Source organism: Shewanella sp. 10N.286.52.E4, assembly GCF_041468785.1.
In the GTDB taxonomy this organism is placed as follows: Bacteria; Pseudomonadota; Gammaproteobacteria; order Enterobacterales; family Shewanellaceae; genus Shewanella; species Shewanella electrodiphila.
The window spans coordinates 1-13505 of the sequence record NZ_JBFRJJ010000005.1 but is presented as its reverse complement, the minus strand read 5'-3'; the positions used below and the strand labels follow the sequence as shown (position 1 = coordinate 13505).

Below are 13505 nucleotides of genomic sequence, written 5' to 3'. Positions count from 1 at the left end.
ATGAATAAGAGGTACGAAACAACATCAAAGTGACAGCAATTATATTAAATAAGGTTAACGTTATGTTCGGAGTTACTGTTCATAACGCTGCTGATACATAGTAGAAGTCACTTGTTTTACTGCTTTTATCATTTCAGGATAAGGAACGTCTGTAATAGTTACAAAGCCTATGTTGGCATTTTCACCATCAAATGCACGCCCTGAAATTGGTTCATCAATATATTGAAACCAATGTGCTCCAACCATGTAAGGTTTTTCAAGCACGCTTTGCATATAATCGGTATACATTCTGGCTCTATCTTCTTGGTTCGCCGCATGAACGATACCTGGGTTATATAAGCCCGAATCAGTTGCTGTACCGATATGGAACTCACCCACTACTACGGGTAAATCAACTTCTTCTAAGAATTGCCAGTAATCGGTTTGCATTCCCTCTTCATAGATATTAAAGCTCAACACATCTGAATACTTAAGTGATGCCTTAATAATTTCATCAGGCATCCCCCAATTTGCCATCCGCGCGCCCATATACAAGTGATTTGGCAGAGCTTGAGCTAATGTATCGTGCACCACAGTGAAATATTGCTCGCCTAACAATTTTAATAACATCGATAAATCACTTATAACTTGATCGTTATAGCTTTCAAACACCAAGCCATCAGCAAACTCTTGCCAACTGCTAAGTTTAATTTCCCAAGCCGTATTTAGTGCCTCAACGGTTTTGTACTGCGTTTGGATACGTTGCATAAATGCATTTTTCGCCGGGCTATCTTGACTGTTTTTTGATATTGCATCTAAGATCACACCGTACCTTGCAGCAACTGAGCCGGTTCTTTCACCCCAGCTTTTTTCATTATCAATAAATATCCCTACACACCAAGGTGATGACTGAATATTATTGGCTATCGCATCTATCGTAATTTTTGCTCGCTGTGCAAAGACAGGATCAAATGGATCTGGCATTAACCCCCAATGGTTTGTTTCACCAGATAGGGTTTTAAAGTCACCAATGATCCAACCATTGGCAAAATACGGTACTTGTTTTGATTGATAAAAAGCAGGATCTACCCAATTACCAAAAGATGTAAAACCCCAATCTTGCATGCGCTGTGCAGTCACTTTGTGCCATTGCTTAATGTAGTCAGTCTCAGGAGTTAACTCGCCATAACGACGCTCAAGGTTAGCGCGATAAAAGCTATAAGTTTCTCCATGAGGAATGGGACCTTTATGGGTCGTTCGACGATAACTGTAATGTTTAGCTAATGGGTCTGAATATTCAGGTAACCACTCAAACATTTGGTGACGAGTGGGCGAAATAACATAACGCTTTGCTTTAACTTCATCACTCACCTTAACGATTCCCATTGAATCTTCAGGCGTGATTTCGTCATTGTGTCTAACCCGAATAGTGGGATCATCATAATCGACACCCGTTAAAGTCGTCATATTGGCCATACGGACATTCGCCGGCCCATGGGAAAAGAAGATATTGCCTTCAGGATCTACCATCCACCACTTACCATTAACCTTCTCTGTTCTAAAATAGCCTGTGGCGGTTAACTTTGGTCCTTCAGTATAACCACCATATTTAGAACGCGATGCCATTCCAGTAGAAGCATTAAGTGTTGCGAGCTCCTTTGCTGCAATATCTACCAGTGCTTGCTCTGTTTCTACTGTTAGAGGTGTTTTGACTTTGGCATTTTGGCCAAACTTATCGACAACATTAACCATCCATTCTTTATCAGAAGGTGGGTTTTTTCGCAGTCTAATATTATCGATTTCAACAGATTTAGGTTCTAAAATACCGATAGTAAAGAACTTAAGGCTCGCAATTTGATCAAATTTTTCACCCGATTGACGCCAAGAGCGCCAAATCATTAAATCATCTTGGGTTTTCCAAGGCCTAACATCCCCCCAAAGCCCCATATCTGTTTCAGCCTCGATGCCATCAAGTGGGATATATACCGTGCCGTTATAACCTGATGCTAAACTAATTGAACGGCTCTGATATTGTCCCTGAGTGTTAATAACATTGAGGTATAACTGGATAGATACTCCATCTTTATTTTGTACATCAAACGCTAAATTAAAATCAGATTCAGTTGAAAAATCCCAAGGCTGTTCAGGGGTGATAGTAAGCGAAGAAATATTCGCTTTGTTAGAGAAATCGATGCTCAAATGATGATTCAAATTGCCAGAATCTTTTGATTGAATAACCTTATATTCACTTCCGTCTTGAGTTAACCATTGTTGATTTTTGTCATCCTCAAAATCAATTAATTTAGCTAACTTAACTTCATTTTTAAACGGATCGTTCTCCACTTTTGAAGTGCTTTTTTCTTGAGGATTAATTTGTTGAAAACTGTTTTGTTTACTACTGCTAATTTCATTCTCTGTGTTTGACTGACTACAACCTTGCAGCAAATAAATCAGACCCCAAAATAGAATTGAATACTGTCTCATTTAAAACTCCCTTTATAATGATCAAGGCATTACTTAACATTTAGCCCATGGTCAGTGCTAAAAAAATGCATAATCAAATGCATAGTCATTGCTATTGTTAACGCCAAAGTGATTGCTTTATTTGTTACGCTATTGGATATCAAAAGCTAATAACTGATGATGAGCCGTAACGTAAACTTTGGAAAAATCTGTATTAAAGGCTAAGTTCGCGGCAATGCTGTCTAAATGGATTTTGGCTAAAAGTTTTCCCTGTGGATTAAATAGCCAAATGCCTTGTGGTCCAGTGGCAAATATCACCCCTGAAGGATGAACTTTTAATCCATCAGGTAAGCCTTTATGTTCGGGGTCTAAATCAACAACTTCATATAAGACCCTTTTATGATTTACAGGCTTTTCGACATTTAACGAATATTGATACCACGCTGGCCTATCAGGATCAGATGCCGCTACATACAAGGTATTTTCGTCAGGAGACAGCGCAATGCCATTTGGCAATTTAATTGCATCGTCAATCAACCTCAGTTCATTGCCAACAGTTAACTGATATACACCTTGAAATGCTAATTCCTTGTTAGGATCATCTAGCTGTTGAGGTAAACCATAAGGTGGATCGGTAAAAAATATATCTCCAAAACTTGTGAGCACGCCATCATTGGGACTATTAAGGCGTTTCCCCTCATATTGCGACACCAGAATACGATAATCACTTTGAGGGTCATTCAATTGCGTATTCATCACAGCAATCTGACGTGAGCGAGATTGCAGTAATACCAACCTATCGAGCTTTGATTTTACAGCAGTAGAGTTGACAGCAGTTGAGTTAATAGGATCAGAATTTGAGCGAAAACTTGAATTTGCCCCAAGAACGAGCCCATTGGAATAACCGCTATTAGACAGATAAATACTCAAACCATGCTTGGGGTCGTATTTAAACACTTTGTTAGCAGGTATATCTGAAAACAACAGGTATTCACCTTGCTTAACCCAAACCGGCCCTTCCGCCCATTCAAAGCCTGTAGCAAGTTGCTCAATGGGTTTATTAACATCCAATATAGCCAAAGCACTTTGATCGAATATTTCATAAACCCCATAGCGAGTGACATCTTCTTTTATCTCCACTCTTGTCTCAACATTTCCCTTAACACCTGCATCAACTCTTGCATCAACTCTTGCATGACTGACGGATTCATCATCTTGACTAAGACCTAAATCAAATTTTTCTGATTGGAGTACAGGAACATCATCAATTAACGCATAAGCATTAACCGATAATAATGAAACACTAAATATCAGAAAAGCAGCAAGTTTCTTATAGCTATCAACAGTTTTTTTGCTGTTACTAGATTGAACGTCAGACTGATGCTGACGCTTGATAACAGCTCTAACTATACATTCAGCCTTTTGAATAGCTTGATGTTTACCCACTTGAGCCATTGGACTCTCAACCCAGCGTACGATTAGTCGATAAAGCTTTACATTACTGTGATTTAGCATCATAACGTCTCGTGTAAATTTGCTTATTCACTTCTGCTGCGGCATCCACCAGCGGTTGGTATGGAATATCTGTCACACTGACAAAGCCAACATTATAATTTTCGCCATCATAAGCTCGTCCTGTTAACGGAGAGTCAATATATTGAAACCAATGAGCTCCAACAAAGTAAGGATTATCAATCACACTTAACATGTAATCTTGGTATTTAAGGCCGCGATCCTGTTGCGATTCAGCATGAATTAGTCCAGGGTTAATTAAGCCAGAATCTAAAGCGCCGTTATGAAACTCACCAATAATGCTTGGCTTGTCGATGTCTTCAAGAAATGCCCAAAATGAATCATTAATCGACTCTTTGTAATAGTTATAACTCATGACATCTGCGTACTTAGCCGCCGCACTTCTCACTTCGGGTGTCATCCCCCAGTTCGCAAACCTGGCACCAAGATACATATGATTAGGAAGATATTGTTTTACAGCGCCGCTAACGACGGCAAAATATTCACTGGCATAATGTTCTAAAAGCGTGCTTAAATCTTTCACTACGGCATCATTAAAGTCTGATATAACAACACCTTTTGATAAGCTGTCCCATGAGTCTATTGCTGTGCCCCATTGGCTATTTAGCTCATCTATATTGGCATATTGATTTTTTAGTATTTTAACGAACTCGGCTTTTGTAGGGCTTTCACTCGCATCACGATTCAAGGTATTGATCGCAATGCCGTAGTGACTTTGTACATCACCTTCTACACCCCAACTTTTTTCATTATCAATAAACACCCCTACACACCAAGGGTTGTTTTGTACTTCTGCAGCAATTTGCTTAGCAGTGAATAATGCTCTTTGTTTAAATACAGGGTCGAAAGGATCGGGTAATGGGCTCCAGTAGTCATTACCACTACTCACCGTTTTAAAATCGCCGATAATCCAACCATTGGCAAAATATGGAATTCTATCCGCTTGATAAAAGCTGGCATCAACCCAGTTCCCAAATGAGGTGAATCCCCACGTTAACATCCGGTCGATTGTGGTATTTCGCCACTTTTCCATTATTTCATTAGTATCATCTGTCTGATATTTTCTAGCCAAATTCGCTTGGTAAAAACTAAAAGTTTCGCCTTTATCAACTGCGCCAGTATGTACTTCGCGTCGATAACCAAAATGAGAAGACATGGGCTCACCATATTCAGGTAACCATGTGAACATTTTTGCGCGTAATTCTGAGCTGACGTAACGAGACGACCAAGCCGCTTTAGGTGCTCTGTTAAGCCCTATTGAATCTTCTGGCGTAAAGTCACCTTTTGAGCGGGGTGTAATATACTGACTGTCAAAATCATAACCTGTAATAGTAGAGGTATTAGCCATTCTGATATTGGCTATACCCGTAGAAAAAAACAAATACCCCTCAGGATCAACAAGGCTCCATTTATCTTGATATTTCTCAACTCTAAAATAGCCAGTCGCTTTAAGTTTAGGGCCGTCTTTCCAACCATTAAACTTTGAACGCCCTGCTGGTGGCACATGAGATAATTTCGCTTGTTCTTGATTCGATATAGACACTAACTCTTCAGGGGAGCTGACTTTATTGACAAAATCTAGAGAGGTATTTTGGCCAAACTTATCAACGAGGTTAGCGAGATAATTTTGATTGACCTTATTTGGATCTATTAATCGAATATCATCAACAAGAATTTGTTTATCTTCAGGAACACCATGAACACTAAATTCAATTTGGGCAACTGAACTTAGATCAATATTTTTCACACCATGACGCCAAATGATTGGGGTATACGTTGAATCCCATTGAGTAGGATTAGCACGTAATCCAGTTTCAACATTAAGGTCTGGACCTCGTAACTCCATATAATAGGTATCGTGACTATTGGCTGGTAACACGAAACTACGGTGATGACCTTTTCCTTCACTGTCGGTTACGCTAACATATATATGAGTCGAGCGAGGTAATGGATTAGTTAAATTTAGTGCAAAAGCAAATTGTTCTTGCTCACTCCAATCCCAAGGGGTATTTGGTTTAAATGAAAAACCAGCAGTATGATTACTTTTTGATTTTAGTTTGATAACTAACTGTGATTTACCATCAATTATTTTGGTAGAAGCAACGGCATTCTTAAGCTTTATCGATGCTAGTACACTATCCGAAAACGAATTATTTACAGAGCTCGCCTTACTATTTTGCTGTAATATAGAGTTAGTTTCTTTAGTGCTAGACTCTTTAATAGTAGAAGTATCAGAACTTGTGATAAGAGAATCGGGTTCCTTATCCACTGAACACCCACCAATAACAGCACCAACCAGTAACGCTATCATCGATTTAGGTAGCAATTGGGTCACTCCACTCATTTCACAAACTCCTTATCCTACTTTAGCATTTCACTTTCACTGATAACCCCATTCCTCATTCACTTGCCATAACAAGCGATAAGGACAAACATCAAAAATAAGCATCAAAATATCAACAATAAGGTCTGATGCTCATTATTCTAAAATTGAGTAATCAATGGATAATTTAAAAATTCGTAGGTATAAACTGTAACAACCGCAACTTATTGTCAACAATTAACATTAAAATATATTTAGTAAAAAACATAATATGAGATTATTTGCAGCCAGTAATGAAGAGGTGTTTGCTTTATTAATTAACAGCATATGAAGCATCCAAGATGCTTGGAGTGATTGTAACCAGTGAAGATCGTTTATATTAAATCAACGCAAGTGAACTAGATTAACAATTTACTTAGCCAATTCTTTACCCATGAACATCAACCTAAGTTAATATTGCTTCATTATTGTTATCATGTCCGTTTTAAGTTTTGCGATTACCTTGCCATCAAGGGCTGTTAACTAACTTATTTACGCAGACATCGACTCACTGCAGCAGCGGCATGAATGCTTGTTGTATCATAGAGTGGTATTTCTGTATCAGATTGATTAATCAGTAAAGCAATTTCAGTACAACCTAAGATGACTGCTTGAGCCCCTCGAGAGAATAAATCCTCGACAATTTGCAGATAACTGTCTTTAGAAGATGGCTTAAACTCCCCTAGACATAGTTCCTGATAAATTATGTCATGAACAACTTTTTGCTGTGCATCATGAGGGACGATAACATCAATACCATGCAAGGACTTTAAGCGTCCTTTATAAAAATCTTGCTTCATAGTAAAGCCTGTTCCAAGTAAGCCAACGGTGTCAATATTATCAAGCTTAAGTCGGTCTGCGGTTGCATCTGCGATATGTAAAATGGGGATATTAATGGCGGCGTCGATATCGTCATAGACTTTATGCATGGTGTTAGTACATATCAACATAAAATCTGCGCCAGCCAGTTCTACTCGTTGAGCAGCTTCAGACAAGATAGTTGCTGTTTGCTGCCAGTCACCTTGATGTTGCAGCTTTTCAATCTCATCAAAATCAACACTAAACAAGCTAATTTTAGCGGAATGCAGACCACCCAATTGCTGATTAACGCCTTCATTGATCGCTTTATAATAGCTAGAAGTGGACTCCCAACTCATGCCGCCTAACAAACCGATGGTCTTCATATTTTTTCCCTAATAAACCGAATTAACACGTCCTGTACTGGACCTAACGGTCAGCTGGATGGTTCACGCCATCATATAGTTTTACTTGATCAATTTTCAGCGGATTAATACCTGCTAAGCAAGCCACATTAAAGCCGAATTGATTCGGGTTTGAGCGTCGTTGATGATGGGTATAAATACCGCAATGACGGCAAAAATAATGTTTAGCTGTTTTGGTATTAAATTGATAGACGCTTAACTCGTGTTCACCTTGAATAAACTGAATATCACCTAAATTGATTGATGCAACAATAGCACCTCGACGACGACACATACTGCAATCACAGCGCCTAACATCCTGTATTCCATTTGGTAAAGAAAGCTCCATGACCACTAAACCACAATGACAACTGGCTCTATGCTTAGGCATAACCTCAACACCATTGACCTCAGTTAAATTTACCATGTCCCTTCCTTGTGAGTTCGAACTAGCTTTACGTTACCACGCTTAGTTAGAAGAATGATTTAAATTAAGATTAATTAAATATGCTAATAAAAAAGGAGCCTAAGCTCCTTTTTTATTAAATGATGTATGAATTGTTTATTCAATCACTTTTGCTATCAATTGAACCAAAGATAATGATTACTGCTGCTTATACACCACACCATCTTTCATCACAAAACCAATATCTAATAAGGCTTCAATATTATCAAGTGGACTGGTATCAATTGCGATAATGTCGGCATACTTACCTACTTCAATAGTGCCAAGCTTATCTGACATATCAATAAGGTCTGCAGCATTTACAGTCGCTGATTTTAAAATGTCACTGGTTGGCATTCCCGCTTGATGCATCAATACTGCTTCTTGAGCGTTTATTCCGTGCTTAGAAACGCCACTGTCTGTACCAAAAGCGATTTTGACTCCCGCTTTATATGATTTTTCAAAGTTAGCTAGCATGTCAGGTCCAACCCTAATGGCTTTGGCTTTAATAGGTGTAGACATAAAATCTGACGTTTCAGCCATCTCAACAACCGTTGCACCAGCTAGCAAAGTAGGAACCAAATAAGCACCCGTTTGTTTAAACAGTTTAATGGTTTCTTTATCGGCATAGCTGCCGTGCTCAACACTATCTACGCCAGCACGAAGCGCTGCATTAATGCCTGCAGTTGCATGAGCATGGCTTGCCACTTTACGCCCTAAACCGTGAGCTGTTTCTACAATTTCTTTTAATTCTAAATCAGTCATTTGCTGACCAGTACCAGTATCGGTATCTGATAATACCCCACCAGTTGAGGCCACTTTAATGGCATCAGCGCCATATTTTATGGCTTCACGCGTCGCCTTTCGACATTCATATGGACCATCGCAAATCGTTTTAGGGGATTTCATCGCTAAAATATCAGGTGCCATGCCATCAGCATCTAAATGGCCACCTGTTATAGTGACACCCGCTGCGGCAATAATACGTGGGCCTTCAATCCAGCCCTTTTCAACACCATCGCGCAGTGCATACATTTGCTCTGGCTCACTTAATAAATCACGTACTGTAGTAAACCCAGACAATAAGGTGGTTTTGGCATAGTGAACGCTTTTCATTGCGACATCGGCATCAGATAGTTTTACAGTATCTGACACATTATTCGGTCCTAACTCCATTTGTAAATGAACATGCATGTCCATCAAGCCCGGCATAACAAACTTATCTGATAAATCTATCAAGGTGGCATCAGCTGAAATTTTATTTACCTCAACGAAACCTTTTTTAACCGCAATGATGTCACCATCTTTAATGACCACAGTTTGCTTTGTTAAAGGGGCCTTACCTGGTACAGCAAGCAACTCACCTGCATGAATGACTTTTGTATCAGCCATTACCGAGTGAGACATTAAACAACCAAAAACCAACGCGCTAAGCGAAAAGGCTTTTTTATCATTCTTAAGGATTTGGATATTGTTAGAGTTTGAATCTGTAGTAGAGATGAACGATTTGAACTCAGTTATTCTATGTTTTGTTGAAAATGGAAATAAAGTCATGGCATTACAGCTTATTGTTATTAATCTTGTTCATTAATATACCTAAGCTTTGATTAATGTAAATATTAATTCACATAACTTTGTGTTTTATTAAGCTTATGGTAATTTATTCAATAAATATCAATAATTCTCTAGCTGACTCATCTCCAATAACTCAGTTAGGGTTACTAATAACAAATATTCATCGTTCAATTTAAGGTCAAGGATTACTCATGAACAAAGGTATTTATCTGGTATGCATGATATCGCCACTCGTTGCGGCTATAACATCGACAATGGCATATGCTCAAAATGATGTCGATAACAGCCAAGTCCATAATACGCTGCAGCTCGAAGATGTGTTTTCTTTAGAATATGCATCTGGTTTAGCCATTACCGCTGAAGGCGATGAAGTGTATTTTGTACGTAATTACATGGATATTCAGACGGATAAAAAGCTAGGTAACATTTGGAAAGTCGATAAAAACAAGCGCCTTACCCCTGTTACCAATGGCCTGCATGTTGATTTCTCACCAAGCCTATCACCTGACAACAGTAAACTAGCTTATATCTCAACAGCCAGTGGCTCAGCTCAAATCCATATGAAATGGCTAGAAACCGGTGAAAGCAGCCAAATGAGTCACTTTAGCCAATCTCCATCTAATTTAAGTTGGTCACCAGACGGCAAGTACATCGCATTTAATCGCTTCGTAAACAGTAAACCTAAATCTGTTGTTTCACTGCCTGGTAAGCCACAAAATGCCCAATGGGCAAAACCTGCCGTTTATATTGATGACATGTATTATCGTTTTGATGGCGCAGGTTTTAGCCAAGCAGGTAATAGTCAGATTTTTGTGATGTCCTCAAATGGCGGCGCAGCAAGACAAGTCACCCACGAGAAATTTGATCATCGTAGTAATATCAGTTGGACTAAAGATGGTAAGCAGCTCATTTACTCGAGCAATAAGCGCGCAGAGAAAGATTTAGAATGGACAGACACCAATATCTACGCCGTTAATATTAATGATCAACAAGTCACCCAACTTACTGATCGAGTCGGACCAGATAACTCCCCTATCGTGTCACCTAATGGCAAAATGATTGCGTACTTAGGCTACGATCAAAACTTCAAAAACTATGAAAATACTGAACTGTTTATCATGGATATTGATGGTAGTAATAAACGTTCTATCACTGCCGACTTAGATCGCTCGATTAACAGCATAAAATGGGCTGATAACAGTAAAGCCATATACATGAGTTATCATGATAAAGGTGAAACTTATGTGGCGTATCAGTCATTAAAAGGTAAGCGTGAAATTGCCGCTAAAAACCTTGGTGGCCTTTCATTTGGTCGACCTTACACGGGCAGCCAATTCGATGTCGCTGAAGATGGCACTATCGCATTTACCTATTCAGACCCTCAACGTCCCGCAGATATTGCCATTACCCGTAAAGGAAGAACTAACCAACTTACCGATTTAAATAATGATGCGTTGAGTTATAAAACCTTAGCTTCAATAAAAGAGTTGAACGTGAAATCCTCTTTTGATGATAGAGATATTCAAGCATGGGTAGCCTATCCACCAGGTTATGAAGCGGATAAAAAAGCAGGCAAAACCTTCCCGCTAATTTTAGAGATTCATGGTGGTCCAGTAACGAACTACGGCCCTCATTTCTCTGCAGAAGTACAATTAATGGCAGCCAGTGGTTATGTCGTTGTCTATGCTAACCCACGTGGAAGCGACAGTTACGGTAAAGAGTTCGCACAAACCATTTATAACAATTACCCTAGCCAAGATTATGATGATTTAATGTCGGTAGTCGATGGTGTTATTGCCAAAGAAGCAATTAACGAAGAGGCATTATTTGTCACCGGTGGATCAGGCGGCGGCGTACTGACAGCTTGGATTGTCGGCCATACAGATAGATTTGCAGCAGCCGTAGTCGCCAAACCTGTGATCAATTGGTATAGCTTTGTGCTAACGACAGATATTTATCCCTTCGTAATTAAGAACTGGTTTGAGAAAATGCCTTGGGAAGATAGCGAGCATTATATGAAGTTATCACCAATCAGTTATGTAGGTAATGTCACAACACCTACCATGCTATTAACGGGAGAAGCGGATCAACGTACCCCTATTGCTGAAACTGAGCAGTTTTATCAAGCCCTTAAATTACGCAATATTGATACCGCTATGGTCAGGATCCCAGATGCGCCCCATGGTATATACGAACGACCAAGTAACTTAATGTCAAAAGTTGCCCATATCTTATGGTGGTTTGAACAATACCAAGCAGAGAAAACCAACTAACAGGTACAATACAAACAGCCAGCATATTTCGTTAAACGATATGCTGGCTGTTTTTATTGGAATTCAATAAGTGTCTATCGCACTCGTTATTCTTTTTTAATGACCAGCTTTTTATAAATGGCAGAGAGATAAAGCTTGGAGAGATAAACGATGGAGAGATAAAGTATAAAGCCTGAGAAATTCGTCAATATATAAGCTTTAAATATTAACTGGTTATGTGCTTTTTGTGCCCCACTTTCCTGAGACAATCATTACGAAAACACCGACAGTAATTATACCGAGCATTGATCCAATGTAAGGTGATGTACTTCCAACGAAAATAGACATACCAAGTGAAACACCTAAGCAGATGGTTAAAGCACCTAGTTTGGCTTGATTAAATTTATTAACTCTCATTTCGGGCTCCTCATCCTTGAATTTACTGCGAATCATCCTCAACACATAACGCCACTGTTTTATGAGCAAAATATTGTTGGCTAAAATGTTGAGGAACGAAAAAACCAACTATATTTTTTCTGGTTAAACAGCTTGTATGTCTACCTTACTCGACATTTGCTGTTTTCTCTTTTGCAACTTTAACCATTAAAGAATGAAATAGAGAAGCAAAGACGAAAGTCGTGAATAATAAAAGTAAGCAAAGTAACTTTATTCCGACTTCCTCATGCTCTATGAACGCATTTAACATTGCTGATAAAAGCATGAACCCAACTAAATAGTAACTATGTATGCTACCCATGGAACCTCCTTGTACACATAACGCCCAAATAACAAGCTAAGTAATGGTTGGCTAAAATTGTGTAGAGAAGCGTAGCCAACTGTTACGTGTCCTTGTTGATTTTCTTGTTGAACGAAGCAGCTCTGCGGCAGAAAAGATAAAAGCTCACCTTTATTTTCCCATCTTAAATACTTACTAGACCCTGCCTACCTTGGCACTTATCTAGGAGTATCACCATGAACACTCACGAGCAACAACGCTTTGATTTTCTTTATGAACAACATCTTACCAACTTAACCCTGCAAGGCAAGCGGCCTGCGACCATCGATGCCTACAGCCGCGCCGTTAGGCGTATTAGTGCTTATTTCGATGCTTGCCCTGATAACCTTTCAACGGATGATTTGAAGCGCTACTTTGTCAGTTTAATTGATTCACATTCATGGAGCACCGTGAAACTCGACCGTAATGGCTTACAGTTTTTCTACCGGCACGTCCTTAACCAGCACTGGGAGTGGCTTAATATCGTTAAGCCGCCGCAAGTCCATAGACTGCCCGACATTCTAACGCCCGCTGAAGTTTCAATCGTTATTAGTCTTACTCATAAGCTGCGATATCAAGTGTGTTTTCTCACCTTGTACAGTTTGGGGTTACGTCTCGGTGAAGCGATTTCACTGCAGGTTGGTGATATCGATTCACAGATGATGCAGGTACATATTCGTAACGCTAAAGGCGGTAAGGACAGATTAGTTCCGCTGCCACAACGTACCTTATTAGCACTGCGATATTACTGGCAAACTCATCGCCATCCTCGACTGATTTTTCCTGGTAAAGATAGCCAGCCTGATTCATTGATAGATAAAGGCGGTATTCAGAAAGCTTTAAAACGGGTTATCCGTGAGTGCAATATCCATAAATCCATCAGCCCACATAATTTACGTCACAGCTACGCCACTCATTT

Annotated in this window: 9 protein-coding genes; 2 read left to right on the top strand and 7 right to left on the bottom strand. The window is 39.4% G+C overall.

Features of this window, described 5'->3' with window-relative positions; translation table 11 throughout:
• Positions 1-72 precede the first annotated feature (72 nt).
• The 6 genes from AB4153_RS02425 to AB4153_RS02400 all read right to left on the bottom strand — a co-directional run bounded on the left by AB4153_RS02425 (position 73) and on the right by AB4153_RS02400 (position 9391).
• On the bottom strand, positions 73-2463 hold the full coding sequence (locus AB4153_RS02425; RefSeq protein ID WP_371996239.1) for an agarase: 2391 nt from the start codon (positions 2461-2463) through the stop codon (positions 73-75).
• A 129-nt stretch (positions 2464-2592) separates the two neighbouring features.
• Positions 2593-3960, bottom strand: a complete 1368-nt coding sequence (locus AB4153_RS02420) for an SMP-30/gluconolactonase/LRE family protein (RefSeq protein WP_371996237.1) — start codon at positions 3958-3960, stop codon at positions 2593-2595.
• The gene (locus AB4153_RS02415) at positions 3941-6319 is read right to left on the bottom strand and encodes an agarase (RefSeq protein WP_371996235.1); all 2379 of its coding nucleotides are present in this window, start codon (positions 6317-6319) and stop codon (positions 3941-3943) included. Before AB4153_RS02415 ends, AB4153_RS02420 begins: the two co-directional genes overlap by 20 nt.
• 506 nt (positions 6320-6825) lie before the next feature.
• A complete protein-coding gene (locus AB4153_RS02410) occupies positions 6826-7521 on the bottom strand; it encodes an aspartate/glutamate racemase family protein (protein WP_371996233.1) in 696 nt (231 codons plus the stop codon).
• Positions 7522-7564: 43 nt separating this feature from the next.
• Complete coding sequence (locus tag AB4153_RS02405; RefSeq protein ID WP_371996231.1) at positions 7565-7966, bottom strand: GFA family protein; 402 nt, start codon at positions 7964-7966, stop codon at positions 7565-7567.
• A 177-nt stretch (positions 7967-8143) separates the two neighbouring features.
• On the bottom strand, positions 8144-9391 hold the full coding sequence (locus AB4153_RS02400) for an amidohydrolase family protein (protein WP_102527191.1): 1248 nt from the start codon (positions 9389-9391) through the stop codon (positions 8144-8146).
• A 359-nt stretch (positions 9392-9750) separates the two neighbouring features.
• Here AB4153_RS02400 and AB4153_RS02395 point away from each other — a divergent pair, with 359 nt between their 5' ends.
• Positions 9751-11832, top strand: a complete 2082-nt coding sequence (locus AB4153_RS02395; protein WP_371996229.1) for a S9 family peptidase — start codon at positions 9751-9753, stop codon at positions 11830-11832.
• 213 nt (positions 11833-12045) lie between these two features.
• On the opposite strand, the gene AB4153_RS02390 is transcribed toward AB4153_RS02395, so the two are convergent.
• Positions 12046-12228 (bottom strand): hypothetical protein, encoded by a 183-nt coding sequence (locus tag AB4153_RS02390; RefSeq protein ID WP_303517704.1) that lies wholly within the window; start codon positions 12226-12228, stop codon positions 12046-12048.
• Between the two features lie 555 nt (positions 12229-12783).
• On the opposite strand from AB4153_RS02390, the gene AB4153_RS02385 reads away from it, so the two are divergent.
• Positions 12784-13505, top strand: a 722-nt coding sequence (locus tag AB4153_RS02385) for a tyrosine-type recombinase/integrase (RefSeq protein ID WP_371996228.1), incomplete at its 3' end; no start/stop codon positions are given.

Bases quoted from the DNA above. Each gene is read 5' to 3' on its own strand.
- AB4153_RS02405 (WP_371996231.1), bottom strand. From the start codon at position 7,966: ATGGTAAATTTAACTGAGGTCAATGGTGTTGAGGTTATGCCTAAGCAT.
- AB4153_RS02420 (WP_371996237.1), bottom strand. From the start codon at position 3,960: ATGATGCTAAATCACAGTAATGTAAAGCTTTATCGACTAATCGTACGC.
- AB4153_RS02395 (WP_371996229.1), top strand. From the start codon at position 9,751: ATGAACAAAGGTATTTATCTGGTATGCATGATATCGCCACTCGTTGCG.
- AB4153_RS02410 (WP_371996233.1), bottom strand. From the start codon at position 7,521: ATGAAGACCATCGGTTTGTTAGGCGGCATGAGTTGGGAGTCCACTTCT.
- AB4153_RS02415 (WP_371996235.1), bottom strand. From the start codon at position 6,319: ATGAGTGGAGTGACCCAATTGCTACCTAAATCGATGATAGCGTTACTG.
- AB4153_RS02400 (WP_102527191.1), bottom strand. From the start codon at position 9,391: ATGTCTCACTCGGTAATGGCTGATACAAAAGTCATTCATGCAGGTGAG.
- AB4153_RS02390 (WP_303517704.1), bottom strand. From the start codon at position 12,228: ATGAGAGTTAATAAATTTAATCAAGCCAAACTAGGTGCTTTAACCATC.
- AB4153_RS02425 (WP_371996239.1), bottom strand. From the start codon at position 2,463: ATGAGACAGTATTCAATTCTATTTTGGGGTCTGATTTATTTGCTGCAA.